At 59.7% G+C, this 24,333-nt stretch carries 27 protein-coding genes; 15 read left to right on the top strand and 12 right to left on the bottom strand.

The features are described 5' to 3' along the window. Nucleotides 1-6: 6 nt before the first annotated feature. Both DKK66_RS18235 and DKK66_RS18230 read right to left on the bottom strand, forming a co-directional pair. On the bottom strand, nucleotides 7-1,617 hold the full coding sequence (locus tag DKK66_RS18235) for a peptide chain release factor 3 (protein WP_045844971.1): 1,611 nt from the start codon (nucleotides 1,615-1,617) through the stop codon (nucleotides 7-9). Beyond that, complete coding sequence (locus DKK66_RS18230; protein ID WP_131360323.1) at nucleotides 1,607-1,864, bottom strand: hypothetical protein; 258 nt, start codon at nucleotides 1,862-1,864, stop codon at nucleotides 1,607-1,609. The genes DKK66_RS18235 and DKK66_RS18230 overlap by 11 nt, the downstream gene beginning before the upstream one ends. Here DKK66_RS18230 and DKK66_RS18225 point away from each other — a divergent pair. The 8 genes from DKK66_RS18225 (at nucleotide 1,863) to DKK66_RS18190 (ending at nucleotide 7,736) form a co-directional block, all read left to right on the top strand. Then, nucleotides 1,863-2,477, top strand: coding sequence for a riboflavin synthase subunit alpha (locus DKK66_RS18225; protein WP_131360322.1), 615 nt, complete (start codon nucleotides 1,863-1,865; stop codon nucleotides 2,475-2,477). The two genes, DKK66_RS18230 and DKK66_RS18225, sit on opposite strands and share 2 nt — an antisense overlap. 184 nt (nucleotides 2,478-2,661) lie before the next feature. Further along, complete coding sequence (ribBA, locus tag DKK66_RS18220) at nucleotides 2,662-3,777, top strand: bifunctional 3,4-dihydroxy-2-butanone-4-phosphate synthase/GTP cyclohydrolase II (protein WP_370302671.1); 1,116 nt, start codon at nucleotides 2,662-2,664, stop codon at nucleotides 3,775-3,777. Between the two features lie 102 nt (nucleotides 3,778-3,879). Next, the gene (gene ribH, locus DKK66_RS18215; RefSeq protein ID WP_045844974.1) at nucleotides 3,880-4,347 is read left to right on the top strand and encodes a 6,7-dimethyl-8-ribityllumazine synthase; all 468 of its coding nucleotides are present in this window, start codon (nucleotides 3,880-3,882) and stop codon (nucleotides 4,345-4,347) included. A gap of 44 nt (nucleotides 4,348-4,391) precedes the next feature. Then, on the top strand, nucleotides 4,392-4,838 hold the full coding sequence (gene nusB / locus DKK66_RS18210; protein ID WP_045844975.1) for a transcription antitermination factor NusB: 447 nt from the start codon (nucleotides 4,392-4,394) through the stop codon (nucleotides 4,836-4,838). A 70-nt stretch (nucleotides 4,839-4,908) separates the two neighbouring features. Continuing rightward, the gene (gene thiL, locus DKK66_RS18205) at nucleotides 4,909-5,865 is read left to right on the top strand and encodes a thiamine-phosphate kinase (protein WP_131360318.1); all 957 of its coding nucleotides are present in this window, start codon (nucleotides 4,909-4,911) and stop codon (nucleotides 5,863-5,865) included. Then, entirely contained in the window at nucleotides 5,849-6,364 is a 516-nt protein-coding gene (locus tag DKK66_RS18200) for a phosphatidylglycerophosphatase A (protein WP_045844977.1), read from the top strand. The genes thiL and DKK66_RS18200 overlap by 17 nt, the downstream gene beginning before the upstream one ends. 19 nt (nucleotides 6,365-6,383) lie before the next feature. Then, nucleotides 6,384-7,268 (top strand): neutral zinc metallopeptidase, encoded by an 885-nt coding sequence (locus tag DKK66_RS18195; RefSeq protein WP_131360316.1) that lies wholly within the window; start codon nucleotides 6,384-6,386, stop codon nucleotides 7,266-7,268. A 120-nt stretch (nucleotides 7,269-7,388) separates the two neighbouring features. After that, nucleotides 7,389-7,736 (top strand): hypothetical protein, encoded by a 348-nt coding sequence (locus DKK66_RS18190; RefSeq protein WP_045844979.1) that lies wholly within the window; start codon nucleotides 7,389-7,391, stop codon nucleotides 7,734-7,736. A 57-nt stretch (nucleotides 7,737-7,793) separates the two neighbouring features. Here DKK66_RS18190 and DKK66_RS18185 read toward each other — a convergent pair whose 3' ends face one another. Together DKK66_RS18185 and DKK66_RS18180 are read right to left on the bottom strand one after the other, a co-directional pair. Further along, nucleotides 7,794-9,059, bottom strand: a complete 1,266-nt coding sequence (locus DKK66_RS18185) for an Hsp70 family protein (protein WP_131360314.1) — start codon at nucleotides 9,057-9,059, stop codon at nucleotides 7,794-7,796. Between the two features lie 61 nt (nucleotides 9,060-9,120). Next, a complete protein-coding gene (locus DKK66_RS18180) occupies nucleotides 9,121-10,269 on the bottom strand; it encodes a site-specific integrase (RefSeq protein ID WP_131360312.1) in 1,149 nt (382 codons plus the stop codon). A 114-nt stretch (nucleotides 10,270-10,383) separates the two neighbouring features. On the opposite strand from DKK66_RS18180, the gene DKK66_RS20375 reads away from it, so the two are divergent. The 4 genes from DKK66_RS20375 to DKK66_RS18165 all read left to right on the top strand — a co-directional run bounded on the left by DKK66_RS20375 (nucleotide 10,384) and on the right by DKK66_RS18165 (nucleotide 13,926). After that, nucleotides 10,384-10,902 carry a hypothetical protein gene (locus DKK66_RS20375; RefSeq protein WP_207389813.1) on the top strand — a complete coding sequence of 173 codons (519 nt, stop codon included), beginning with the start codon at nucleotides 10,384-10,386 and terminating at the stop codon, nucleotides 10,900-10,902. Next, nucleotides 10,785-11,339, top strand: a complete 555-nt coding sequence (locus DKK66_RS20370) for an NAD(P)-dependent oxidoreductase (protein ID WP_207389812.1) — start codon at nucleotides 10,785-10,787, stop codon at nucleotides 11,337-11,339. The genes DKK66_RS20375 and DKK66_RS20370 overlap by 118 nt, the downstream gene beginning before the upstream one ends. A gap of 93 nt (nucleotides 11,340-11,432) precedes the next feature. Beyond that, complete coding sequence (locus DKK66_RS18170) at nucleotides 11,433-12,572, top strand: two-component system response regulator (RefSeq protein WP_062788902.1); 1,140 nt, start codon at nucleotides 11,433-11,435, stop codon at nucleotides 12,570-12,572. A gap of 295 nt (nucleotides 12,573-12,867) precedes the next feature. Next, entirely contained in the window at nucleotides 12,868-13,926 is a 1,059-nt protein-coding gene (locus tag DKK66_RS18165; RefSeq protein WP_165494225.1) for a DNA-binding protein, read from the top strand. A gap of 68 nt (nucleotides 13,927-13,994) precedes the next feature. Here DKK66_RS18165 and DKK66_RS18160 read toward each other — a convergent pair whose 3' ends face one another. The 5 genes from DKK66_RS18160 to DKK66_RS18140 form a co-directional block, all read right to left on the bottom strand. Next, nucleotides 13,995-14,477 carry a GAF domain-containing protein gene (locus DKK66_RS18160; protein ID WP_045844984.1) on the bottom strand — a complete coding sequence of 161 codons (483 nt, stop codon included), beginning with the start codon at nucleotides 14,475-14,477 and terminating at the stop codon, nucleotides 13,995-13,997. Between the two features lie 113 nt (nucleotides 14,478-14,590). Continuing rightward, on the bottom strand, nucleotides 14,591-15,331 hold the full coding sequence (gene phbB, locus DKK66_RS18155; RefSeq protein WP_045844985.1) for an acetoacetyl-CoA reductase: 741 nt from the start codon (nucleotides 15,329-15,331) through the stop codon (nucleotides 14,591-14,593). A 117-nt stretch (nucleotides 15,332-15,448) separates the two neighbouring features. Next, the gene (gene rsgA / locus DKK66_RS18150) at nucleotides 15,449-16,333 is read right to left on the bottom strand and encodes a ribosome small subunit-dependent GTPase A (protein ID WP_131360308.1); all 885 of its coding nucleotides are present in this window, start codon (nucleotides 16,331-16,333) and stop codon (nucleotides 15,449-15,451) included. Continuing rightward, nucleotides 16,330-16,656, bottom strand: coding sequence for a 4a-hydroxytetrahydrobiopterin dehydratase (locus DKK66_RS18145; protein ID WP_052693713.1), 327 nt, complete (start codon nucleotides 16,654-16,656; stop codon nucleotides 16,330-16,332). The genes rsgA and DKK66_RS18145 overlap by 4 nt, the downstream gene beginning before the upstream one ends. Then, the gene (locus DKK66_RS18140) at nucleotides 16,653-17,900 is read right to left on the bottom strand and encodes a M48 family metallopeptidase (RefSeq protein ID WP_131360306.1); all 1,248 of its coding nucleotides are present in this window, start codon (nucleotides 17,898-17,900) and stop codon (nucleotides 16,653-16,655) included. The genes DKK66_RS18145 and DKK66_RS18140 overlap by 4 nt, the downstream gene beginning before the upstream one ends. 72 nt (nucleotides 17,901-17,972) lie before the next feature. On the opposite strand from DKK66_RS18140, the gene orn reads away from it, so the two are divergent. The 3 genes from orn to DKK66_RS18125 all read left to right on the top strand — a co-directional run bounded on the left by orn (nucleotide 17,973) and on the right by DKK66_RS18125 (nucleotide 20,807). Next, a complete protein-coding gene (gene orn / locus DKK66_RS18135) occupies nucleotides 17,973-18,518 on the top strand; it encodes an oligoribonuclease (RefSeq protein WP_131360304.1) in 546 nt (181 codons plus the stop codon). A 140-nt stretch (nucleotides 18,519-18,658) separates the two neighbouring features. Beyond that, a complete protein-coding gene (gene pgi / locus DKK66_RS18130) occupies nucleotides 18,659-20,311 on the top strand; it encodes a glucose-6-phosphate isomerase (RefSeq protein ID WP_131360302.1) in 1,653 nt (550 codons plus the stop codon). Then, on the top strand, nucleotides 20,304-20,807 hold the full coding sequence (locus DKK66_RS18125; RefSeq protein WP_045844990.1) for a CinA family protein: 504 nt from the start codon (nucleotides 20,304-20,306) through the stop codon (nucleotides 20,805-20,807). Before pgi ends, DKK66_RS18125 begins: the two co-directional genes overlap by 8 nt. Nucleotides 20,808-21,000: 193 nt before the next feature. On the opposite strand, the gene nudC is transcribed toward DKK66_RS18125, so the two are convergent. The 3 genes from nudC to DKK66_RS18110 form a co-directional block, all read right to left on the bottom strand. Then, nucleotides 21,001-21,804, bottom strand: a complete 804-nt coding sequence (nudC, locus tag DKK66_RS18120; RefSeq protein ID WP_131360300.1) for an NAD(+) diphosphatase — start codon at nucleotides 21,802-21,804, stop codon at nucleotides 21,001-21,003. Nucleotides 21,805-21,876: 72 nt separating this feature from the next. Next, nucleotides 21,877-22,998: a YbdK family carboxylate-amine ligase gene (locus tag DKK66_RS18115; protein ID WP_131360298.1), complete on the bottom strand. Its 1,122-nt coding sequence runs from the start codon at nucleotides 22,996-22,998 to the stop codon at nucleotides 21,877-21,879. 1 nt (nucleotide 22,999) lies between these two features. Then, a complete protein-coding gene (locus DKK66_RS18110) occupies nucleotides 23,000-24,196 on the bottom strand; it encodes a cation:proton antiporter (protein WP_131360296.1) in 1,197 nt (398 codons plus the stop codon). Nucleotides 24,197-24,333 lie beyond the last annotated feature (137 nt).

Below are 24,333 nucleotides of genomic sequence, written 5' to 3'. Positions count from 1 at the left end.
TCAGGCTCAGTCGTTCAGCTTGACAGCGTGTTCACGGGTTTCGTGGAACACGATGTCCGGCCAGCGTTCCTGTGTCAGTTGCAGGTTGACGCGGTTGGGAGCCAGATAAGCCAGGTTGCCGCCGGCGTCGGTGGCAATGTTCATTTGCAGTGCCTTGACGAATTCGTCCAGCTTCTTGCGATCGTCGCAGGTGAACCAGCGCGCCGACCAGATGCTGGCCGATTCAAACACCGCATCCACGCCGTATTCGGCAGCCAGACGCGACGCCACCACTTCATACTGCAGCACGCCCACGGCACCCAGGATCAGGTCGCCGCCGCTGTGCGGCTTGAATACCTGTACCGCGCCTTCCTCGCCCAGCTGTTGCAGGCCTTTTTGCAGCTGCTTCAGTTTCAGCGGGTTCTTGATGCGTACCGAGCGGAACAGTTCCGGGGCAAAGAAGGGAATGCCGGTGAAGGCCAGTTCTTCGCCCGAGGAAAAGCTGTCGCCAATCTGGATATTGCCGTGGTTGGGGATGCCGATGATGTCGCCGGCAAAGGCTTCTTCCACGATCTCGCGGTCGTGCGACATGAAAGTCACCACGCTGGAGGCGGCAATGTCGCGGTTCAGGCGCAGGTGCTTCATTTTCATGCCGCGCTCGAACTGGCCGGAACACACGCGCAAAAACGCAATGCGGTCGCGGTGCTTGGGGTCCATATTGGCCTGGATCTTGAACACGAAGCCGGAGAACTTGCCCTCGGTGGGGTTGACCATGCGCACGGTGGCGTCACGGTCTTGCGGAGCCGGGGCCCAGTTGATCAGTGCATCCAGGATTTCGCGCACGCCGAAGTTGTTGATGGCGGAGCCAAAGAATACCGGGGTGAGTTCGCCAGCCAGGAATTCTTCCAGATTCCATTCGTTGGAAGCGCCCTTGACCAGTTCGATTTCCATGCGCAGATTGTCCATTTCCAGCGGAAACAGCTCGTCCAGGCGCGGATTGTCGATGCCCTTGATCACTTCGATATCGGTAATCAGCTTTTCGCTGCCGGCTTCAAACAGGATGACTTCGTCGTTCAGCAGGCTGTACACACCACGGAAGGTCTTGCCCATGCCGATAGGCCAGGTAATGGGCGCGCAGCGGATTTTCAGCACGTTTTCCACTTCGTCCAGCAATTCCAGCGAATCGCGCACTTCACGGTCGTATTTGTTCATGAAGGTGACGATGGGCGTATTGCGCAGGCGGCAGACATTCAGCAGCTTGATGGTTTGCTCTTCCACACCCTTGGCAGCGTCAATCACCATCAGCGCGCTGTCCACGGCGGTCAGCACGCGATAGGTATCTTCGGAGAAGTCCTGGTGGCCCGGGGTGTCCAGCAGGTTGACGGTGTGCTCGCGGTAATCAAACTGCATTACCGAGGAAGCGACCGAAATGCCACGTTGCTTTTCGATTTCCATCCAGTCCGAGGTGGCAAACTTGCCGCCCTTCTTGCCTTTTACCGTACCGGCCATCTGGATGGCGCCTGAAAACAGCAGCAGTTTTTCGGTGAGCGTGGTTTTACCGGCGTCAGGGTGGGAAATGATGGCGAAGGTGCGGCGGCGCGCCACTTCCTCGGCAATGCGGGACAATTCAGCGGACATGGATTAGGAACAGGCTTGATCTTGAGAAGGCGGTGATTTTACAGGATAGCTGCGCACAACAAAACCTCGGGCGCTGCAAATAGTTTGCGCCGGTTTTTCTTTTTGACATCAGCAGGATAGCGGCACTTGTCACCATGAAGGGCTGGCCGGAGCGGGAAAGCGGGTCGGCAGCGTGGCATGATTTGGTTATCATCAGTGTTTCGCTGCCGGTATTGACCGGCAGGCAGGACAGAACAGGAGCAGGCATGTTTACCGGTATCGTGCAGGGCATGGCCGAGGTGGTGGCCATCGAGGAAAAGCAGGATTTTCGTCGTCATGTAGTAAGGCTGCCGCAGGCATTGACCGGCGGTATCGAGCTGGGCGCGTCCATTGCGCATAACGGCTGCTGCCTGACCGTGACCGAGGTGAATGAAGATCTGGTGGCCTTCGACCTGATGGCCGAAACCCTGCGGTTGACCAATCTGGGTGCTTTGCAAGTGGGCGACAGGGTGAATGTGGAGCGCGCGGCGAAGTTTGGCGATGAAATCGGCGGCCATGCCATGTCCGGTCACATCATTTGCCTGGCGCGGGTGGAAGAAGTCATCCGTACGCCGAACAACTGCACGGTATGGTTCAGCCTGCCGGCAGAATTCACCAAATATGTGTTTGCCAAGGGCTATATCGGTATTGACGGTTGCAGCCTCACCATTGGTTCTGTGGATGGCAACCGCTTTTGCGTGCACCTGATACCGGAAACGCTGGAGCGCACCATCATCCAGTTCCGCCAGCCGGGGGATGCCATCAATATCGAGATCGACCCGCAAACCCAGGCCATTGTCGATACCGTGGAGCGGGTGCTGGCGCAGCGCCATCCGGTGTAATCCTGGTTTTGCCATGAAATTTCGTTCCGGCGGCTTGATGCCGGACCGATTGGCTCCATGTTCAACAAGATATGCCAAGAGGCAGGACCGTGAACCGGTGTGAGGACGCAACCGCCGGGCTACGGCCAAACAGCTTTCTGTCGCCCGTGCGCAATCGTCGTGCGGCAAGCACTCTATAAAAAGGATGCAGCAAATGGTTATTTCTCCGGTGCAGGACATCATTGCCGATATCAAGGCAGGCAAGATGGTGGTGCTGGCTGATGCGGAAGATCGGGAAAACGAAGGCGATATCGTGATGGCGGCCGAGTTCGTCACGCCGGAAGCCATCAACTTCATGGCCAAGCACGCCCGTGGCCTGATCTGCCTTACCCTGACCGAGCAGCGTTGCAAGCTGCTGGAACTGCCGATGATGGCAGCCAATAACGGTACTTCCTTTGGTACCAACTTCACTGTTTCCATCGAGGCGGCTGAGGGCGTCACTACCGGCATTTCCGCTGCCGATCGCGCCAAGACCGTGCAGGCCGCCGTGGCGCGCAATGCCAAGGCCAGTGATCTGGTACAGCCTGGCCATATCTTTCCGCTCAAGGCGCAAAACGGTGGTGTGCTGATTCGCGCCGGCCATACCGAAGCGGCCTGCGACCTGCCGATGCTGGCTGGCCTGGAGCCGGCCGGGGTGATCTGCGAAATCATGAATGACGACGGCACCATGGCGCGCATGCCGGAATTGCTGGAGTTCGCCAAGACCCATGGCCTGAAGGTGGGCACCATCGCCGACCTCATCCACTACCGCAGCCGTACCGAATCGCTGGTGGAAGAGGTGGGTCAGCGCCCGGTGGAAACCCCGTTCGGTGCGTTCGATCTGCACGTATTCCGCGACGTCACCACCCGCGAAACCCATCTGGCACTGGTCAAGGGCCAGCTGGACGAAAACGAGGAAACCCTGGTGCGCGTGCACGAGCCGCTGTCCATCATGGATGTGCTGGACCCGACTTCGCGTCCGCATTCCTGGACGGTTCCTGGTGCGCTGGAAGCCATCGATGAAGCCGGCAAGGGCGTGGTCATCCTGCTGTATCGCGATGAAACCGGTGATGACCTGCTGCAGCGTGCGCTGGGGCAGAACGTGAAGCGCTCGCCCTGGGATGGCAAAACCTTCGGCGTGGGTGCGCAAATGCTCAAGTCGCTGGGTGTGGGCAAGATGAAGCTGATGTCGCCGCCGCTGAACGTACCGTCGATGGCCGGTTTCAATCTGGAAGTCACCGGATTTTGCCAGCCTGAACACTTTCATATCGAAATCGGTTAAAATAACCGGTTTTCCGTCATGACCATCCCCTGATGGCGCCGCTAGCCCGGCTGTCAGGGGCTTATCTGATTGCCTTATCTGATTTTTGCCGTGAGGACTCACATGCTTGAAGCTATCCAGCGCATTGCCCCCGATTTCAACGGTCAAGGCCTCAAGGTCGGTATCGTTCAGGCCCGCTTTACCGAAGAGGTTTGCCATGGCTTGCGTGATGCTTGCCTGGCCGAGCTGAAAACGCTGGGTGTGGCCGCCGCCGATGTAACCCTGGCCACCGTGCCGGGTGCTCTGGAAGTGCCGCTGGTGCTGCAAACCATGGCCAAGAGTGGCAAGTTCGACGCGCTGGTGGCGCTGGGTGCCATCATTCGTGGCGAAACCTACCACTTCGAGCTGGTATCCAATGAATCCGGTGCTGGTGTGACCCGTGTCGGTCTGGACTTCGACATTCCCATCGCCAATGCCATCCTCACCACCGAGAATGACGAGCAGGCTGAAGTACGCATGCTGGAAAAAGGCCGCGACGCAGCCCGCGTTGCGGTGGAAATGGCCAATCTGCACAAAACGCTGCGCGGCTGACCCTTGCGGGCTTGCCGCTCACTTGCTCTTTTTAGGAAACCGATATGAAAACCGCCCGTCGCCGTGCCCGCGAATTTGCCGTTCAGGGCATTTATGAATGGGAATTGAATCCGGATCGTCCGGCTTCGCTGATTGAAAAGCACCTGCGCGAAAACGAATACTTCGCCAAGGCGGATGAAACCCTGTTCCGCGCAGTGCTGTACGGTGTACTGAAGGATGTGCCGCTGCTGTCCGGCCAGATCCGCCCGTACTACGAACGCAACGAAGAAGAAGTCAGCCCGGTAGAACGTGCCGTGCTGCTGATGGCTGCACTGGAACTGACTCAGCATCCGGAAACGCCGTACCCGGTCATCATCAACGAAGCCATTGAAATCACCAAAACCTTTGGTGGCACCGACGGCCACAAATTCGTCAATGGCGTGCTGGACAAGCTGGCTGCTGATGTACGTGCTGACGAGGTTGCCTCGCAGCGTTCGCGTCGTCAGGGCTGATGACGCTGATGTCTGATGCTGACACCCGCTACGGCGGGTGTTTTTGCATCCAGACCCGGAATCTATCTACATGAACGAATTCGACCTGATTCGCCAGTACTTCACCCGCCTGGCCCCCTCCGCAGTGCTGGGTGTCGGCGACGATGCTGCCATCCTGCGCCCGACGCCGGGCCAGGACCTGCATGTTTCGGTAGACATGCTGGTGGAAGGACGGCATTTCTTTGCTGATGTCAGCCCGCAGGCGCTGGGGCACAAAACCTTGGCAGTGAATCTGTCAGATATGGCTGCCATGGGTGCTAAGCCGCGCTGGGCTTTCCTGTCGCTGGCCTTGCCGCAGCTGGACGAAGCCTGGGCGCGCGATTTCAGCCGTGGCCTGTTTGCGCTGGCCGGGCAATATGGTGTGGACCTGGCCGGAGGCGACACCACGCGCGGGCCGCTGACACTGTCCGTCACCATCATGGGTGAAACTCCGCAAGGCCAGGCCTTGCGGCGCGATGCTGCGCAAGTGGGTGATGATGTGTGGGTGAGTGGTGAGCTGGGCCTGGGTGCCATCGCCGTTGCCGTGCGTAATGGGCTGCTGGCAGGCGCTGGCTTGAGTGAGGATGTACTGGTGGCTTGCCAGTGCAGGCTGGATTTTCCGGTGCCGCGGCTGGAGTTGGGGCAGGCCCTGCTTGGCGTGGCGCATGCGGCAGCTGATGTGTCAGACGGGCTATTGGCCGATCTGGGGCATATCCTGACTGCTTCTGGCGTGGCGGCGGAAATCCGGGCCGACAGCCTGCCATCCTTGCCGCAGCTGGAGGCCGAGCGCGCGCGCTGGCTGGACTATCTGGCAGCCGGTGGTGATGATTACGAGCTGTGTTTCACCGCGCCGCGGGCTGCGCGTGAGACAGTGGAAGCCGCAGGCAAGGCGGCAGGCTGCCGGGTGACGCGTATCGGCCATATCGTGGCTGGCAGCGGTGTGCGCCTGCTGGATGGGCAGGGCGTAGCGATGACATTGAAAAAGGCGGGTTATGACCACTTCGCATAAGCAGGCTCCGGCCTTCCGCCCGGATTGGGCATTTCTCATGCGCCATCCGGCGCATTTGCTGGCTTTTGGCTTTGGTAGCGGTCTGGCCCGCAAGGCACCGGGCACCTGGGGCACGCTGGTGGCCTATCCGCTGTTTTTCCTGTTGCTGGCGCTGGGTGCGGGGCCGCTGCTGATCAGTCTGCTATGCCTGCCGCTGTTTGTGCTGGGGGTGTGGGCCTGCCAGAAAACCGGCGATGCGCTGGGTGTGCACGATTACGGCGGCATTGTGTGGGACGAAGTGGTAGCCATGCTGTTGGTGCTGGCCTGGGCACCGGCTGCTTGGGCTGGCTGGCTGCTGGCCTTTGCGCTGTTCCGTCTGTTTGATATTGTCAAACCCTGGCCGATAGGCTGGTTCGACCGGCGCGTGCATGGCGGTTTCGGTGTGATGCTGGACGACATCATTGCCGCCGGTTTTGCCCTGGTGGTGCAGGCGCTGCTGGCAAGCTGGCTGCCGGTCTGATTTTTGCAAGGAGAGCTTCATGCGTTGGGATGGCAATCGCGAAAGTGACAATGTCGAGGACAGGCGCGACGAAGAAAGCGGCTCCTCTGGCGGCTTCAGTCTTGGTGGCGGCAGCATAGGGCTGGGTACGGTGGCCATTGGTCTGGTGGCCTGGCTGGTGTTTGGTGCCAACCCCTTGCAGGTGATTTCCGCGTTGAGTGGCGGCGGCCATCAGCAGGTGCAGACCCAGCCGCAGCAGCCCAAAGTGCATTTGGCGGAAGAAGAGCGCGAGGCCAAGCTGGTGCGGGTGGTGCTGGCTGATACCGAAGACGTCTGGGGACAGATTTTCCAGCAGCGTGGTGGCAGTTACGAGCGGCCCAAGCTGGTGATGTTCAGCAACAGCACGCCCACCGCCTGTGGGCGCGGTGAGTCAGCCATGGGGCCGTTTTACTGCCCGGCCGATCGCAAGGTGTATATCGACCTGGCGTTCTATCGCACGCTGAACCAACAGCTGGGTGCGCCCGGTGAGTTTGCCGAGGCTTATGTGATTGCCCATGAAGTGGGTCACCACGTGCAAAACCTGCTGGGCATTTCCGGCAAGGTGGATGCGGCACGGCGTGGTGCTTCGGAGCGCAAGTCCAATGCGCTGTCGGTGCGGCTGGAGTTGCAGGCCGATTGTTTTGCCGGGGTGTGGGGCAGTCATGCCGACAAGGCGCGTCACATTCTGGAGACGGGCGATCTGGAAACTGCGCTCAATGCGGCGTCGAAAATCGGTGACGATACCCTGCAGCGTTCCGCCGGTCATGCCGTGGTGCCGGACAGTTTTACCCATGGCAGCAGCGCGCAGCGCGTGCGCTGGTTCAAGCGTGGCTTTGACAGTGGTGATATCGCGCAGTGCGATACCTTCGCGGCCAACCCCTTGTAAGTATTGGTCTGTGGCTTATGCGATGCGCTTAATTGCATGTGCCGCAGGCCGGTCTGCCCCATCTGCTGCGGCTTTGTGGTATTCTTGCGCCCCTCTTGATTGTGACCCGTCACCCATCCAATGAAAGATCCCTGCGATCACTACACTTTTGACCTGATCGGCGGCGTGCAGAAAAAGCCTGGACGCAAGCCCTTGGGTGAGCGCGCCATGACGGTGGCCGAGCGCAAGCGCCGCAGCCGCGAGCAGCGCCGTAATCGCCTGCAAGAGCTGTCGGTGACTGTGGAGCTGAGTCGCGATGCGCAGAAGTCGCTGGACAAGATGATCGAGTGGTGGGGGGTGAGCAAGAAAGAAGCCATCAACCGTGCCTTGCAGATTGCCTGCCAGTCGCAAACCGGTCGCACCGGCATGCTGTTTGGTTTTGAACTGCCGCCGGGTGGGAAAAAAGCCTCGCGCAAACGGCAGGGCTGATACGGTTCGGGAAAGTAAAAAAGGCTGCTCCAGTGGGGCAGCCTTTTTGTTTGGGCGTCAGCCGTAACGTTTTCTGGCTTCGATGGCAAGACCGCTGCCGATGCTGCCAAACAGATTGCCTTCCACATGGCGGGCATTGGGCAGCTGGTCCTGCACGCACTGGCGCAGCGCCGGTACGCCACTGGAGCCGCCGGTAAAGAACACGGTATCGATCTGGCTGGCCTGGATATCGGCATCCTGCAGCAGCTTGTCGATGGTTTTGCCGATTTGTCCCAGCATGCTGGCAATGCTGCTGTTGAAGTGTTCGCGCAGCAGTTCGGCATACAGGCCGTCTTCGATCAGCTCCAGGTCAAGGCGGTGGCTGTCGCTGCCGGACAGGGCAATCTTGGCTTCTTCCACCTGCATGGCCAGCCAGTGGCCGGCACGTTCCTGGATCAGCTTGAACAGGCGGTCGAAGGCGCGTGGGTCTTCCACGTCGCGATGAATATCCTGCAAATCCATCCAAGCCTTGCGGGTGTAGGCAAAGTTGATGGTGTGCCAGGTCGCCAGATTGAAGTATTGCGCCGAGGGCATTTCGGCATTGTTGCGCAGACGGCTCTTGAAACCGAACAGCGGCATCACGCCGTGCAGGCTTAGTTGCTTGTCGAAGTCCGTTCCGCCGATGTGTACGCCACCGGTGGCCAGGATGTCGGCACGGCGGTCATCCAGCAGGCGGCGCTCCGGCGACAGGCGTACCAGGGAAAAGTCCGAGGTGCCGCCGCCGATATCCACGATCAGCACCAGTTCTTCGCGGGTGATGGAGGATTCGTAGTCGAATGCAGCAGCCAGTGGCTCAAACTGGAAGGAAATGTCCTTGAAGCCTACCTGGCGGGCAATCTGGGCCAGGGTTTCTTCAGCCAGTGCGTCGGCCTTGGGGTTGTCGTCGACAAAGAACACCGGGCGACCCAGCACCACTTGCTCGAACGGGCGACCAGCAGCGCGGTCAGCACGTTGTTTGACTTCCTGGATGAACAGGGTAAGCAGGTGGCGGAACGGCAGCGCGCGTCCTTGCACTTCGGTCTGGCTGTCGATCAGGCTGCTGCCCAGCAGGCTCTTGAGGGAGCGCATCAGGCGGCCTTCGTAGCCTTCGGTATATTCCAGCAATGCCTTGCGGCCAAACACCGAGTGGTCTTCTTCGTAGTTGAAGAAAACAACCGAAGGCAGGGTGATCTTGCCGTCTTCCAGTGCAATCAGCGTGTCTGCGCCGGGGCGCAGCCAGCCAACGGTGGAGTTTGAGGTGCCAAAGTCGATGCCGCATGCCCGCGCAGCGCTGCTTGTATTCATGATTCCATCCCGAAAAGCGAGGCGGGATGGTACGCGGAACCGGCCATTTTGGGAAGGGGCCTTAGGGTGTGTTGCTGTCCGGCGGTGTGCCGGACTCCGGATTTCCGGCAGGTTCGGTAGCGGTTTTGCGGTCCTGCATGCGGTGCAGGCCGGTGGCTGCGTGGCGGGCATCGTCTTCGCTGTGCAGGTAGCGACGGGTGGTCTGGATGCTGGCGTGACGCAGGTTCTGGCTCACCATCAGCAAGGGGATGCCGGCATCCAGCTGATGACTGGCGGCGGTGTGGCGCAGCCAGTGGGTGCTGGCTTGTATCAGGCGGCTGCGTACCGCTTTGTCAGCGCTTTGGCTGGCGGCGCGTTGAAATATTTCACGGCAGATCAGATAAATGGCCTTGTCGCTGATGGGCTGCAAGGTCTGGTTTTTTTCTCCGGGCAGCTTGCATGCCAGCGGTGTGTCCTCCTGATGCTCCGGCTGTGCGCTCAGTCCCAGGCTGTTTCGATAAGCGGCCATGGCAGTCATCAGTTCGTCAGAAACCGGAATGTCGGCATGGCTGCCGCCCTTGCCCTGTACGCGCCACCACCATTGCTGACGGCGCTGGCTGAAGTCGCCCATTCTGGCCTGTGCAACTTCCTGGCGTCTTGCGCCGGTCAGATAGAGCAGGGTAATCAGCCAGCGCGCACGTGCTGCCTGCTGCTGGTCGCGGAGCGATTCGTCGGGAAGTGTGTCGATGGCGTGCAGGATGGCCTGCCAGCTTTGCTGGTCGAAAAAACGCTCCACCGGCAGTGTTGTTGCCTGTTGGCGCTTGCGCACCAGCTTGAACGGGTTGCCGCGGCGGTAGCCTGCCTCGCTCAGGTAGCTGAACAGTGCGGACAGAATGGTGAGTGCCTGCCGGATACTGCCAGGCTGCAGTGGGCCGGTGAACGGCTTCCAGTGCGGGTGCTGGCGCGGGCGTGCCGGGCCGACCCAGCGTTCCGGCGGCCATGGGGCTTGCAGGAAGCGTTGGTAGTCCAGCACGTCTTCGCGCTGTACTTGCTGCAGTTGCTTGTTGCGGTCGCTCAGCCACAGCAGGAAGCGCTCGGTTTCCTTGCGGTAGCTGCGTAAGGTGGCGGGCCGGTCCATGAATTCGCTTAGCCACAGCAGGACGGCCTGTTGGTCGGACTGGGCTGCGATCAGTGGCGGGCTTGCTGGGAGTGCAGGAAGGGTGTCTGGCATGTTGTGCCCGATTCTAGAAGCAGGCAGTGCTTGCGACAAGGATTTTGCATGTCAGTCCGGGCCTGGCCTGCTGACCCGGTGATAGCATGAATCTTCCCTGATGGAGTGAGCAAAATGATGCAACAAGCAAATCGGCCGGTCATTTTCATTACTGTGCCTCTGGCGCCAGCCTTGATGGCACAGCTGAGTGCGCAGTTTGATTGCCTGCAAGGCTGGGAATTGCAGGACGCCTTGTTGGCGGGTGAGGTGTGGCCAGCGGTGCGGGCGGTAGTTACAACCGGTGCTGCCGGGGCTGCGCGCCAGTTATTGCAGGCGCTGCCTGCTGTCGAGCTGGTAGCTTGCCTAGGTGTGGGGTTTGATGCCATTGATCTGGATTATGCGCGAGAGCATGGCATTGCCGTCACCACCACGCCGGGCGTGCTGGACCGCTGTGTGGCGGATACTGCGCTGGCACTGCTGTTGGCGGTGATGCGCAGGGTGGTTCAGGCGGATCGCTTTGTGCGTGAGGGTGCTGGTTGCAGGGCGGTTTTCCGCTGGCAAGCAGTCTGTCGGGCAAGCGTTGCGGCATTGTCGGGCTGGGTAATATCGGGCGGGCCATTGCGCGCCGTGCTGAGGCCTTTGATATGCAAGTGAGCTACCACGGCCCCGGTCGCAAGGTGGAGGTTGCTTATCCCTACTATGCCGATCTGCTTGAGATGGCTGCTGCGGTTGATGTGCTGGTGCTGGCGCTGCCGGGTGGTGCGGCTACGCACCATGTGGTGGATGGCCGGGTGCTGGATGCGTTGGGGCCGGAGGGCGTGCTGATCAATATCGCGCGAGGTTCGGTGGTGGATCTGGCCGCGCTGGTGGAGCGCCTGCTGGATGGGCGTCTGGGTGGAGCCGGGCTGGATGTGTTCGAGCAGGAGCCGCAAGTGCCGGAGGCATTGTTTGACTTGCCCAATGTGGTGCTGACGCCGCATGTGGCCAGCGCTACCGTGGAAACGCGGACGGCCATGGCCCGGTTGATGCTGGATAACCTGCTTGCCCATTTCTCGGGTCGGCCCTTGTTGACTCCCTTGCATCTGACCTGAGCCCAATTGCAGTGCCCGGCTTGTATTGTGTGCACTTGCCCAGCTATAGAACAAAGGGTGATTGCTTTACATCAAAAGGGCGCAGGGGGTCTGATGAGTGAAAAACCAACAATACTGGTGGTCGATGATGTGCTGATTACCCGGCGCTTGATGAAGGCCGGCCTGGCGCATTGCTTTGAAGTGGTGGATGCGGAAAGTGGCGAGCAGGCACTGGAGCTGCTGCCGCAGCTGGAGCTGGCTGCAATTGTGCTGGACGTGGAAATGCAGCCCGGGATGGATGGCTTCGAGACCTGTCGTCTCGTTCGGGCAGATGAGCGCTTTGCGCATGTTCCGGTAGTGTTTGTCTCGGCGCGGGAGGCGGTTGAAGACCGTTTGAGCGGCTATGAAGCAGGTGGTGAGGACTATATCGTCAAGCCGTTCTCGGCGCTGGAGCTGGAAGCAAAGTTGCGTCGCCTGATCGAGGCGAGCAGCGAGCGGCGGCGGCTGGATGGTCAGGTGCGTGACGCCAGCTCGGCGGCCATGACGGCCATGGTCAGCATGAGTGAAATGGGAGCCTTGCTGGAGGTGATCAAGCAACTGGGTGCGGCTGGCAGCATGGCCGAGTTGGCTGATGCCCTGGTGGCTGGCTTGCGCCTGTATGGCTTGCAAGGGTGTGTGCAGTTACGTGCTGGTGCGGGCGTTCTCAATCGCAGCAGCGATGGGGATGCCAGTCCGCTGGAGTTGTCGGTGCTGGAGCATCTTGCGGGCATGGGGCGCATGGTGCAGTTCAAGAATCGCATGATCATCAACTACCCCGAGGTTTCCTTGTTGCTGCGCGACATGCCGGTTGAGGATGAGGATAGGTGCGGGCGGCTGCGGGATCATCTGACCATGCTGGTGGAGGCTGCCAATGTGCATGTTGGATCCCTGGCTGTGCTGGCTGCGGCGCGGCAGCGTGACAGGCAGGTGGTGGCGGTGGCCATGCGCATGATACAGACCCTGGGGGAGGTGGATCGGGCGCAGCGGGACAATCAGGTGGCAGGGCGTATTGCGCTGGAGGATATTCGTCAGCGTATTGATGAGGCTTGTGTTTCCATGTTGTTGACCAATTCGCAGGAGGTGCTGCTGCATCGGGCGCTGGATGAGGGAATTGAGTCCATGCTGGGTTCCCAGTCGGATACCACCCAGTTGCAGGATCGCCTGTCGCAAATGGTGCAGGAGTTGCGGCAGGTGGCTGGCGTGCATGGTGACTGAGTTTGTTGGCTGTTGGTGAATCGGCTGAGTGATGGGTGAGGAGTGAGTCCGTTATTGGGGATAGGTTGGAGTGGTTAGGAAAAGCCCGGCGCAAGCCGGGTATTTTTTTGCTCTCTTGGTGGTGGGTGTGTTTTTTAGGGTGGTACGAACGGTGTATTCGGACATTTACTTCCGATAAGTATAGTAATCGGAAAAAATATTGCTATGAGTGTATAAATATAACGTAATACGTAATAATTTATGAATGTGCAATTGTGTTATATTGTCTCTATTGAACTGTTGGCGAGGTGGCAAGATGGCAGCTGATATTTATTCCCGTATCAGGCAGGTGGCGTTGGAGCTGGTGGGTGAGGGGGTGTGGCCTACCGTGGTGGAAGTGCGTGCCCGGCTAGGGACCGGTTCCAACACCACCATCAACAACACCCTGAAAGAATGGCGGCAGGATTTTTTGTCGCGCATGGCCAGCTCGTCGCGTCACCCGGATTGGCCGTCTGGCCTGGCCGAAGCGTTTGGCATGATCTGGCAGAAATCCTGCGAGGCGGCAGAGCAGCAATGGGAGGCTGTGCGGGAGGAGGCGGAGGCGGAAGTCGCGAGTGCCAGGCAGGCGCAGCAGTCCATGCAAGTGCAGTTGGAGGGGGTGGAGTCTTCCTTGCAATCCGCCTTGCGAGAAATAGCGCTGCGCACCGAGCATCAGCAGGCTCTGGAGCTAAAGCTGCAGACCTTGACGCAGCAATATGCACAGCTTGAGTCGCGCTGTCAGGGGCTGGAGCAGCAACTGGTACAGGAGCGTGCCGCTGTGCAGCAGGCGAGGCAGGATAGCGATGCGCGCCAGGCTGAAACAGAAGCCCGTCATGAATTGCGCTTGCAGGAAGCAAGGCAGGAGGCGGAGCGGCGTGAGTCGCTGGCGTATGAACGTCTGGAGGGTTTGCGCTTGCGCCTGTACGAACAGGTGGAAGAAGAACGGGTCACCATGAAGCAGACAACAGCCTTGCTGAATGAGGAAATGCAGACCTTGCGCCAGCAAGCGGCACAGGCGGAGCAGCAATGGCGCGAACGGCTGGCAGACCGGGAGCGTGAGGCTGGCAAGCAGCAGGCGCGGCTGGAAATGCTGGAGCAGCGCAATCTGGAGCTGCAAGATGCAACAGAGCGTCAGCAGGCCATCAATGAGCAGGGCAATGCACGCTTATTGGCCATGGCGGGTGAGAACGCAAGGCTGGCTGCCGAGCTGTCAGCCGGTGTGGCGCGGCAGGTGACCCGGCTGGCGCAAGCCATGCAAGAGGCGGGGGCTGGGTTGCTGGAGCTGGACGAGGCCGGAAAAGAGTCCTGGCTCAGTCAGCAGCTATCACCTTGCTGAGTCGCCCGCTGTAAGAAAAACGGATGCCACGGCATCCGTTTTTTTGATGGTTACCACTCAGAATGCATTCAGAACAAATGTTGCAGTGCCTGGCAGATCTGTTCCAGATAGCGGGCGTCGGTGGCGTCAAACTGGTCGAGACTGCTGGAGTCAACGTCCAGTACAGCCACCACTTCACCCCGGCTGTTGTGTACCGGCACCACGATTTCCGAGCGGGCACTGGATGAGCAGGCGATATGGCCGGGGAATGCATCCACGTCCGGCACCACCAGGGTGCGGTTCTGCGCCCAGGCGCTGCCGCATACGCCTTTGCCGTGGGCAATGCGGGTGCAGGCGATCGGCCCCTGGAATGGTCCCAATACCAGTTGCTGGTTTTTTACCAGATAAAAGCCGGTCCACAGCCAGTCGAATGTGCTGTGCAGGGCGGCGGTCAGGTTGGCCAGCGCGGCAATCTGGTCGTCTTCGTATTGCACCAGGGCTTGTGCTTGCGGCAGCAGTGTCTGGTACTTTTCTTCCTTGGTTTCGCCCTGAATGGTCAAATGTTCAGCCATGTTGTGCTCGGTTGTATTGCAAGGTCGACAGCATAGCAGAATGTTTCTGCCAGAATTGCCAATAAAAAACCCGGCTTGGAGCCGGGTTTTGTGTCAAGCCTTTCCGGGGCTTGTTACATCATGTGCTGACCACCGTTGATGGCCAGGTTGGCACCGGTCATGAAGCCGGATACATCGGATGCCAGGTAGTTGATCAGCCCGGCAATTTCTTCCGGCTTGCCCAGGCGGCCTACCGGAATGTTGGCGATGATCTTGTTGCGCACTTCCTCCGGCACAGCCATTACCATGTCGGTAGCGATATAGCCCGGGGAGATGGTGTTGACGGTTACACCCTTGCGTGCAACTTCCTGTGCCAGCGCCATGGTAAAGCCGTGCATGCCGGCCTTGGCTGCGGAGTAGTTGGTCTGGCCGAACTGACCTTTCTGCCCGTTAATGGAAGAAATATTGATGATACGACCAAAGCCACGCTCCACCATGCCATCCAGTACCGGCTTCACCATGTTGAACAGCGAATCCAGATTGGTCTTGATAACGGCGTCCCAGTCATCCTTGGTTTGCTTCTTGAACGTGCCATCGCGGGTGATTCCGGCATTGTTTACCAGTACATCCACGGCACCCACTTCAGCCTGTGCCTTGGCCAGCATGGCGGCGCAGGCTGCGGTGTCGGTGACATCACACTGATAGGCATGGATGTCGTCAAAACCCATGCCTTTCATGTCTGCCAGCCAGGCCTGTTCCTTGCCCGGCTTGCTGTAGGTGGTGATGACGGTGTGGCCGGATTCGGCCAGAGCCTTGCAGATGGCGGTTCCAATGCCGCCCATGCCTCCGGTTACGAGTGCGATGCGTTTTGTCATGATGCTGGCTCCTTGTCTTTGTCGGGGTAAAAGTCGCTGATCTCAGTCTGATGTAATTTTTCTTACCAGAATATGAGTCCTACAAAGAATTGTAAACAGCTTGGATGACAAAACGTTTTATGCCGATTGATTTAACAATTCATTACTCAAACGTTGGAGTAAATCCAGTCTTTGTTGCGCGATCAAGCCATCTGCGGCGGCTTGCTTGACGGCGCAGTCCGGCTCTTTGCGGTGCGTGCAGTTATGAAATCGGCAATGGCCGATCAGCGGGCGCATCTCCGGGAAATAGTGTAGCAGGTCGCTGGCCTGCAAATGCTTGAGGCCGAATTCCTGCAAGCCGGGGGAGTCGATCAGGTCGCTGCCGGCAGACAGATCGTGCAGGTGATAGAGCGTGGCATGGGTGGTGGTGTGACGGCCTGAATCCAGTGCCTCGGAAATATCACCGATGCGTGCGTTGGCCTCGGGTAGCAGTGCATTGGTGAGCGTGGACTTGCCCATGCCGGACTGACCGACAAACACGCAGGTTTCGCCATCCAGCAGCGGCAGCAGGGGAGTCATGTCCTGCTTGGCTGACAGGGTGATCATCTTGTAGCCAAGCTTGGCGTAGGGCTGCAGTTTTTCCACCAGTGCAGGTGTCTCGGGCAGGTCGGCCTTGTTGATCAGGATGACCGGGTCGATGTCGGCTGCTTCGGCGGCAATCAGGCAGCGGTTGAGCAGTTCTTCACTGGGGCTGGGGACGGCGGCAATCACGAACAGGATGCGGCTGACGTTTGCCGCAATGACCTTGGTTTTCCATTCGTCCTGCCGGTACAGCAGGCTGCTGCGTGGCAGGCTTTCTTCAATGACTGCCTGTTCCTTGTTCTGGATGAGGATTTCCACGCGGTCGCCACAGGCAAAGTCCACGCGCTTGCCGCGGGTGGAGCAGCCATAAGTCTGGCCCTCTGCCTCAACGATGAAACGCCGACCGTGGCTGCGGATGATCTGTCCGATGGCTGCTCTCATGCGCGTCCTTGCAGTGCTTCGGTTTTGGCCGCGCAAATGAAGTCATTCAGGGTCAGGCCGCCGGCATCGTGCGTGCTGAAGCACACCACCACGCGGTTGTAGTGCACCGACAGGTCGGGGTGGTGATCTTCCTGATGGGCAATCCAGGCCAGGGCATTCACAAAGGCCATGGTCTGGTAGTAGTCGGCAAAACGGAAGGTCTTGCACAACTCGATACCCTTGATTTCCCAGTCTGGCAGTTTGGCCAGAAACTGGCTGGTGGTGTTGGCGTCCAGCGGGCTCAGGCCGTGGGCGGTTTCGCAGTGCAGTTCGAGCAGATTCATGTGCTGGCTCCTTTCAGGTGGGCGATGCGCAGGCTCGCCGGTGGGTGGGAGTCGTAAAAGGCGGAGTGCAATGGGTCCGGGGTCAGGGTGGACGCATTGTCACGGTAAAGTTTCACCAGGGCATCAATCAGATGCTGGGCTTCCGCCTGGCTGGCGGCAAAGCTGTCTGCTTCGTATTCGTGGCGGCGCGACATCAGGCTGGACAAGGGTGTCAGCGGGAAAGTGAAGGCGGGTACAGCCATGAAGAACAGGATCAGCGCCATCGCCGTGCTAGGGGTGCTGACACCCAGTGCGGTATAGAACCAGCTGGCATCCAGCAACTGTCCCAGAATGAAGAGGAAACCCAGCGACAGGGCAAAGGCAAAGCTGATGCGCTTGACGATGTGCTTGCGCTTGAAGTGGCCCAGTTCGTGGGCGAGCACTGCTTCAATTTCTTGCGGTGCCAGTTGTTTCAGTAGTGTGTCGAAAAACACGATGCGCTTGGCGCTGCCAAAGCCGGTGAAGTAGGCATTGCCGTGGCTGGAGCGGCGTGAGCCATCCATCACGAACACACCCTGGCTTTTAAAGCCGGTGCGGGCAAGCAAGGCCTCGATGCGTTGTTTGAGTTCAAGATCTTCCAGCGGACTGAAGCGGTTGAACAAGGGGGCAATCAGCGTGGGGTAGAGCGCTACCATCAATAGCTGGAAGGCCGACCATACCAGCCACACCCACAACCACCACAATGGTCCGGCCTGTGCCATCAGCCACAGCACCAGCGCCAGCAAAGGCAGGCCAATGATGGCACCGATCAGGCTGCCCTTGATCAGGTCCAGCACGAACATGCGCAAGGTCATTTTGTTGAAGCCATAGCGGGCTTCAATGCGGAAAGTGCTATACAGCGAAATGGGCAGGCTGATGGCCGAGCTGATGATGGTGACTGCCACCACCAGCAATATGCCGCCCAGCATGGCGCTGGTATGCAGTTGCTGGATTTGCCGGCTGATCCAGTCCAGCCCGCCGCCCAGTGTCAGGCACAGGATCAGGCCGGTATCGATGACGGCCGACAACAGGCTCAGCCGGGTTTTGGCCATGCTGTAATCGGCAGCGTGCTGATGTTGTTGCAGGGTGATGCTGCCGGCAAAGTCGGCCGGTACGCTGTGGCGGTGGCGGGCGATATGGCGCAGATGGCGCAGGCCCAGCCATAGCTTGAGTGACAGGGTGACCGCCAGAGCGGCCAGAAACAGGGTGCAGAATGCCTCGGTCATGATTTACGCAGGTGGGTTTGCCGCCAGGGCGGCAATGAAGGAAAATACGCAGACACGTAAAGATTGGACAGTATGGCACAAGATCAGAACAACCTCATCTGGCTCGACATGGAAATGACCGGGCTGAATCCTGAAACCGACCGCATCATCGAAGTGGCAATGATTGCCACCGACAGCCAGCTCAACATCCTTGGCCAGTCGCCGGTATTGGTGATTCATCAGCCGGACAGCGTGCTGGACGGCATGGATGACTGGAACAAGAACACTCATGGCAAGAGCGGCCTGATTGACAAGGTCAAGGCGTCCTCCCTGACTGAAGCCGAGGCCGAAGCCGCTTTGCTGGCATTCATGGCGGACTATGTACCGGCCCGTACCACGCCGATGTGTGGAAACACCATTCATCAGGATCGCCGCTTCATGGTGCGCTGGATGCCGCAGCTGGAAGAGTATTTCCACTACCGCAATCTGGATGTCTCCACCCTGAAGGAGCTGTGCAAGCGCTGGAAGCCGGAAGTCGCCCGCGGTGTGGTGAAGCGCGGCAAGCACGAAGCGCTGGCGGATATCGAGGAATCCATCGAAGAACTGAAGTATTACCGCGAGCATTTCATCAAGTTGTGATGTAGTGTGCGTGCTACAAATGGTAATATGCATTCTGCAAGGGGACGCCAGTCCCCTTTTTCTTGTCAGTTCCCGCCATGCGCCCATGGCGGTCAATGCAAAACCGATTATCCATTTTTGATTGCAAGCCCTTCACGACCATGTTTGACGACAGCAAAGCCGGTATCAATCACAGCCCGATCTGGGCCAAGCTCCACCAGCATCAGCGCGCCACTCGTTTCATGCAGATGCGCGAACTCTTTCATGCAGACCCGCAACGTTTCAAACGTTTTTCCTTGCGGCTGGATGGTTTGCTGCTGGATTACTCGAAAAACCGCATTACCGAGCGGACGCTGGAACTGCTGATTGATCTGGCTCGCGAGGCGGATCTGCCAGGCTGGATGACTCGCATGCGTGAGGGCGAACGCATCAATGTCAGCGAAAAACGTTCGGTACTGCATACCGCCTTGCGCTTGCCGCAGCAGGAAAGCCTGCTGCTGGATGGCGAGGACGTGGTGCCGGCGGTGCATGAGGTACTGCAGCGCATGCGGGTGTTTACCGACAAGGTGCGCAGTGGCCAGTGGCTGGGTTATACCGGTCAGCCCATCCGTGCGGTGGTGAATCTGGGTATTGGCGGGTCTGACCTGGGGCCGCTGGTGGTGCAGGAGGCGCTGGCTGCCTATTCCCACCCGGATCTGACCGTGCATTTCGTTTCCAATGTCGATGGCCAGCACATTGCCCGTACCCTGCAGCAACTGGACCCGGCCACCACCCTGTTCGTGATTGCGTCCAAATCCTTCACCACGCCGGAAACCCTGCTCAATGCCGAGGCGGCCAAGGCCTGGTTCTTGCGTTCGGCCAGCCAGGCGGACATTGCCCGCCATTTCGTTGCGGTGTCCACCAATGCCGCTGCGGTGTCGGCCTTCGGCATTGATACCGAGCACATGTTTGGTTTCTGGGACTGGGTAGGTGGCCGTTATTCGGTATGGTCGGCCATCGGTTTGTCGGTGATGCTGTCCATAGGCTATGACAATTTCCGCGAATTCCTGGATGGCGGCTACGCCATGGATCAGCACTTCTTCGGTGCGCCGCTGGATGGCAACATCCCGGTGCTGCTGGCGCTGATCGGCATCTGGTACAACACCTTCTACCAGGCGCATACCCACGCCATCATGCCTTACGACCATGGCTTGCGCCGCTTGCCAGCCCATATCCAGCAGCTGGACATGGAGTCCAATGGCAAACGGGTGGGTCGTTTTGGCGAGCCGCTGGATTTTGACACCGGCCCGGTCATCTGGGGTGAGGAAGGGGCCAACAGCCAGCATGCCTTCTTCCAGCTCCTGCATCAGGGTACCCGCCTGGTGCCTTGCGACTTCATCGTGCCGATGAACAGCCATTACGGGCTGGAGCAGCAGCATCGCGTGCTGGTGGCCAACTGCTTTGCCCAGTCCGAAGCGCTGATGCGCGGCAAGAGCGAGGCGGAAGTGATGGCAGAGCTGCCGGACCTGCCGGGTGAAGAGCTGGACATGTTGCTGCCGCAAAAACTGTTCCCCGGCAATCAGCCTTCCAATACCATTGCGCTGGAGAAGGTGACGCCCTACAACCTGGGCATGCTGATGGCCATGTACGAACACAAGGTGTTTGTGCAGGGGGTGATCTGGGGCATCAATTCGTTTGATCAATGGGGTGTGGAGTATGGCAAGCAGCTGGCACGGCGCATTCTGCCGGAGCTGGATGCCGCCGCCGTCTCCTCGGCCGAGCACGACAGCTCCACGCTGGGGCTGATCCGCCATTTCAGGAAAATGCATGGATAAGGAACTGAGCACGCTATCTGCCCGCCTGGGCGCGGCCTTGCTGGCGCGTGGTGAAACAATGGCGACTGCAGAATCCTGCACCGGTGGCATGATTGCCGCCGCGCTGACCGATATTGCCGGCAGCTCGGCCTGGTTTGGCTATGGCATGGTCAGCTACAGCAATCAGGCCAAGCAGGATTTGCTGGGCGTCAGCGCCGCTACGCTGGAAGCGCATGGTGCGGTCAGCGAGGCGGTAGTGCGGGAGATGGCTGCCGGTGCCCGTCAGCGTGCGGCGGCAGACTGGGCGGTGGCCGTGTCCGGCGTGGCCGGGCCGGGTGGCGGCTCGCCGGAAAAGCCGGTTGGCATGGTGTGGCTGGCGGTGGCGGGGCCGGATGGCTGCTCACGCGCCTGGGTCAGCTATTTTGCCGGCGACCGTGCTGCAGTGCGACGGCAAACGGTGATTGCCGCATTGAATACCGTGCTGGAGATGCTGGCCGGGCAGCCGCTCAGTGCCTGAGTGACTGGGCCAGCCATGCAAAAAGGGAGCCAATGGCTCCCTTTTCCGGCTGCTGACGAAGTGATTTGGTACGGTGGCACTGGACCCGGCAAAGCCGGGCCTTTCGGCTAAGTTATTTCTTCCGCAGCCTTCCCGTCTATTCCCTATCCCCAGCCCTTTCCCTGAAAGGGAGCCAATGGCTCCCTTTGCTATTTTATCTGCGCTGATCGGCTGGCAGGCGCAGCCAGTCTGCCGTATGGCGGATCAGCCGGTAAGCCACCGACAGCTGGGCCGGTATGGTGGGCAGGGCATCAATGTGATACCAGCCGGCGTCTTCGATTTCGCCTTCTTGCGGACGGATTTCCCCGCCATCGTATTCGGCGGTGAATGCCAGCATCAGCGAATGCGGGAAAGGCCAGGATTGCGAGCAGACATAGCGCAGGTTCTTTACCCGCACGCCCACTTCTTCCTGTGTTTCGCGGTGAACACATTGCTCCAGTGTTTCACCCGGTTCGACAAAGCCGGCCAGTGCGCTGTACACGCCGGGCAGGAAGTGCGGACTGCGTGCCAGCAACAGCTCCTGTCCGCGATACACCGCCACCATCATGGCGGGGGATAGGCGCGGATAGTAAAGCTGGCCGCAGCTGGGGCAGTGCTTGCCCTGGTCGTGGCCGTGTTGTTGCAAAGGGCTGGCGCAATGACCGCAAAAACGGTGGGTGTGCTGGAACTGGCGCAGCTGGGCGGCGCGGGCAATGCCGTCGGTCTGTTCCGGCGGCAAGGCCATCAATGCGGCGCGTAAGGGCAGCCATTCGCAGTCGGCAGGTGGAGTGCCAACCAGGTCCGCAGCATACAGATTGCAGCCTTGTTGCTGGTCGATGAACAGGCGGTTGGCCAGCGGCCAGTGCCGGGCTGCATCACCGGGCAGGGCCTGGTTTTGCAATAGCAGGCGCGGGCCATCGAAAATGCACCAGCGGGTTGGCAGAGCGGGATTGAAATGTTCGGGCAGTTCGAGCGGCATGATGGGGTTTCGGGACGCTAAGCTGCCAGTGTAGCGGCAGACACGGTGGATTGTCTGCTGGATTTCCCCTGCTCAGTCCGGTTGATCGTGCATCCAGTAGTTGCTTTGCCGACGTACCACCTCGGAAAGCGAACCGCTGTCCTGATACACATCGCGCAGCCATTGGCTGTCGGACTGGCGCTTCAGCACCCGCGCACGCAGTGCGGCCAGTTCCGCTTCGCAGCCAAGTGCGACGGCATGTGCCTGCAGCTGGTTCAGGGTACTCAGCAAGTCTTCCTGCACGCTGGTTTGCTGGCCGCTGCTGCTATTGACCAGCACACCGTCAAAGCCGAAACGACAAGCCTGAAAGCGGTTGTAGCTGTAAGTCAGGTAGTGTGCGGGGCTGATGTCACGCCATTCCTGCTCCATGCAGTGCCGGGCCAGCATCTGGGCGTAAGCGGCCAGCAAGGTGGGCGTGACAATGTCCAGCGGGGTGTCGCAGATGCGGATTTCCACCGTGCCGTATTCCGGTTTGGGGCGGATGTCCCAGTAAAAGTCTTTCATGCTGGCGACAATGCCCAGTTTCGCCATGTCCTGAAAATATTCATTGAACTGGTCCCAGCTTTCCACGCAGGGCATGCAGCCGGACAAGGGGAAGGCATTGACACTGGTCAGGCGCGAAGTTTGAAACCGGGTGTCCATGCCCTGATAAAACGGTGAGGCGGCGGACAGGGCAATGAAATGGGGGATGTAGCGCGCCAGATAGTGTCCCAGGCGGATGGCGCTGTCGCCGTCCGGGCAGCCGATGTGAATGTGCTGCCCGTAAACGGTGAATTGCTTGGCCAGATAGCCATACAGTTCCGAAACCAGCTGATAGCGTGCCTTGGGGTAAATCTGCTGCTCGCTCCAGTGCTGAAAAGGGTGGGCGCCGCCACCAGCCAGGCCAAGATTAAGTTTTTCCGCGTTGCGGGTCAGCAGCTGCCGGATGGCTTGCAGTTCCTGCAGCATCTCGCTGCAATGGGTGTGAATGGCGGTGCCGATTTCAATCATGCCCTGGGTGATTTCCGGCTTGATGTCATAACCATGTGGCTGACGGTCGATCAGCAGTAGCAAGTCGTCCGAGCCACGGGTCAGGTTGTAGTCACGGCGGTTAACTATCATCAGTTCCAGTTCCACGCCCAGGGTCAGTGGTGTGCTGTTGTTGAATTCCAGCATGTCAGTGCTCCTTGCTCAGTTCGCCTGCCTGTTGCAGGGCCAGTCGGCACAGCCAGGGTCCGGCCAGTTCGCTGATGACCAGCACTGCCATCAGGCAGGCCGCGGCGTTGTTTGCCTGTGCGCCCAATGACAGCGAACCCATGCTCAGCAGCATGGCACTGCCGCCCGACAGGGGGTTGAGTGCCAGCCCCAGCCACAAGCCGCGTCGACGGATGAGGCAATTGGCGGGTGCCAGTGCAAACCAGAACAACATGGCAATCCCGGTACGCAACAGCAGGTAGGTGATGGCCAGCGGCCAATGGCTTGCCAGTGCATGCGGTTGCAGCCAGGCACCGGCTGCCACGAAAAAGGCGACAAAGAAAAAGTGACTGCCAGCCAGCAGGTCGGGCTCGCTGATGCTTTCGCCGCCGCGCAAATTGCGGGTGGCGAGGCCAAATACCAGCAAGGCCAGCGATGGCAGTGTGCCCAGCATCACGGCCAGGCCCACCAGCAGGGTAATCAGCCCGAACAGCAGTACGGTGCGGTGCTGGCGCTGATGGCCAAGCCAGTGGTTGAGCGCAATGGCCAGTACGCCGGCCAGCAGGCCCAGCAAACTGGAGCCCAGAATCAGCCAGGCAGGGGTGAGCAGACTGTCTGCGGATGGCTGTTGCCGGAACAGGTGGGCCGAGCCAAGCGCAATGGCAAAGACCAGTAGCGACAGCAGGCTGGACAGGGCGGTGGCAGTGGCCAGCCGGTCGCTGACCTGACCTTCGGCGCGCCCCTCGCGCATCATTTCCAGAATGACGATGGGTGAGCTTGCCATGCCGATGGCGGCCATGGTGGTGCTGGTTTGCCAGTCCAGTCCGGCAAAAACCAGCAATGTATACAGTGCAGCAAATACCAGCAGGCAGTAAGTCAGCGTGCTGAGCAGCAAGGTGCGCTCGGCACGCAGCCAGCGCAAATCGACCCGGCGCCCGCTTTCAAATAGCGCCAGGCCTAGTGCCAGATTGACAAACAGGTCGGCGGCACGCAGCAGGTCTTCGTTCAGGATGTGCAGGCTGGCCGGGCCGATGATCAGGCCGATCAGCACATAGCCGGTCATGGCGGGCAGGCGGGCAATGCGATTGGAAATATGGCCGCCCATCACCCCCAGGGTGAGGAGGATGCCAAAGGCGGCCAGCGGGTTAAGGGCAATGTTCTGCCAGGGAAAGTTTGGCATGGGCGTCTCCGTGGTCTGGTGGAGTGGGCTGCACAGGTGCAGGTCAAGGCCGGGAGTGGCGCGGATTGGCAAGGGTTTGGCAGGTGGTGTGTTGCAAGGTTTGATTAATAAGGGACTGCTGATGTAGCTGTATGGTT

It is taken from the genome of Aquitalea sp. USM4, assembly GCF_004328945.1.
Taxonomy (GTDB): Bacteria; Pseudomonadota; Gammaproteobacteria; order Burkholderiales; family Chromobacteriaceae; genus Aquitalea; species Aquitalea pelogenes.
Note: the sequence above shows the minus strand (reverse complement) of the source record. Positions and strands in the feature narration are given on the sequence as shown.

Coding starts and splice junctions, on each gene's coding strand:
- DKK66_RS18230 (WP_131360323.1), bottom strand. CDS start 1,864: ATGCCTGCTCCTGTTCTGTCCTGCCTGCCGGTCAATACCGGCAGCGAA.
- DKK66_RS18235 (WP_045844971.1), bottom strand. CDS start 1,617: ATGTCCGCTGAATTGTCCCGCATTGCCGAGGAAGTGGCGCGCCGCCGC.
- thiL (WP_131360318.1), top strand. CDS start 4,909: ATGAACGAATTCGACCTGATTCGCCAGTACTTCACCCGCCTGGCCCCC.
- nudC (WP_131360300.1), bottom strand. CDS start 21,804: ATGCCGCTCGAACTGCCCGAACATTTCAATCCCGCTCTGCCAACCCGC.
- DKK66_RS18185 (WP_131360314.1), bottom strand. CDS start 9,059: ATGAATACAAGCAGCGCTGCGCGGGCATGCGGCATCGACTTTGGCACC.
- DKK66_RS18180 (WP_131360312.1), bottom strand. CDS start 10,269: ATGCCAGACACCCTTCCTGCACTCCCAGCAAGCCCGCCACTGATCGCA.
- nusB (WP_045844975.1), top strand. CDS start 4,392: ATGAAAACCGCCCGTCGCCGTGCCCGCGAATTTGCCGTTCAGGGCATT.
- phbB (WP_045844985.1), bottom strand. CDS start 15,331: ATGACAAAACGCATCGCACTCGTAACCGGAGGCATGGGCGGCATTGGA.
- DKK66_RS18125 (WP_045844990.1), top strand. CDS start 20,304: ATGGATAAGGAACTGAGCACGCTATCTGCCCGCCTGGGCGCGGCCTTG.
- orn (WP_131360304.1), top strand. CDS start 17,973: ATGGCACAAGATCAGAACAACCTCATCTGGCTCGACATGGAAATGACC.
- DKK66_RS18115 (WP_131360298.1), bottom strand. CDS start 22,998: ATGCTGGAATTCAACAACAGCACACCACTGACCCTGGGCGTGGAACTG.
- pgi (WP_131360302.1), top strand. CDS start 18,659: ATGTTTGACGACAGCAAAGCCGGTATCAATCACAGCCCGATCTGGGCC.
- DKK66_RS18190 (WP_045844979.1), top strand. CDS start 7,389: ATGAAAGATCCCTGCGATCACTACACTTTTGACCTGATCGGCGGCGTG.
- DKK66_RS18225 (WP_131360322.1), top strand. CDS start 1,863: ATGTTTACCGGTATCGTGCAGGGCATGGCCGAGGTGGTGGCCATCGAG.
- DKK66_RS20375 (WP_207389813.1), top strand. CDS start 10,384: ATGATGCAACAAGCAAATCGGCCGGTCATTTTCATTACTGTGCCTCTG.
- DKK66_RS18110 (WP_131360296.1), bottom strand. CDS start 24,196: ATGCCAAACTTTCCCTGGCAGAACATTGCCCTTAACCCGCTGGCCGCC.
- DKK66_RS18165 (WP_165494225.1), top strand. CDS start 12,868: ATGGCAGCTGATATTTATTCCCGTATCAGGCAGGTGGCGTTGGAGCTG.
- rsgA (WP_131360308.1), bottom strand. CDS start 16,333: ATGAGAGCAGCCATCGGACAGATCATCCGCAGCCACGGTCGGCGTTTC.
- DKK66_RS18195 (WP_131360316.1), top strand. CDS start 6,384: ATGCGTTGGGATGGCAATCGCGAAAGTGACAATGTCGAGGACAGGCGC.
- DKK66_RS18200 (WP_045844977.1), top strand. CDS start 5,849: ATGACCACTTCGCATAAGCAGGCTCCGGCCTTCCGCCCGGATTGGGCA.
- DKK66_RS18170 (WP_062788902.1), top strand. CDS start 11,433: ATGAGTGAAAAACCAACAATACTGGTGGTCGATGATGTGCTGATTACC.
- DKK66_RS18160 (WP_045844984.1), bottom strand. CDS start 14,477: ATGGCTGAACATTTGACCATTCAGGGCGAAACCAAGGAAGAAAAGTAC.
- ribH (WP_045844974.1), top strand. CDS start 3,880: ATGCTTGAAGCTATCCAGCGCATTGCCCCCGATTTCAACGGTCAAGGC.
- DKK66_RS18145 (WP_052693713.1), bottom strand. CDS start 16,656: ATGAATCTGCTCGAACTGCACTGCGAAACCGCCCACGGCCTGAGCCCG.
- DKK66_RS18140 (WP_131360306.1), bottom strand. CDS start 17,900: ATGACCGAGGCATTCTGCACCCTGTTTCTGGCCGCTCTGGCGGTCACC.
- ribBA (WP_370302671.1), top strand. CDS start 2,662: ATGCAGCAAATGGTTATTTCTCCGGTGCAGGACATCATTGCCGATATC.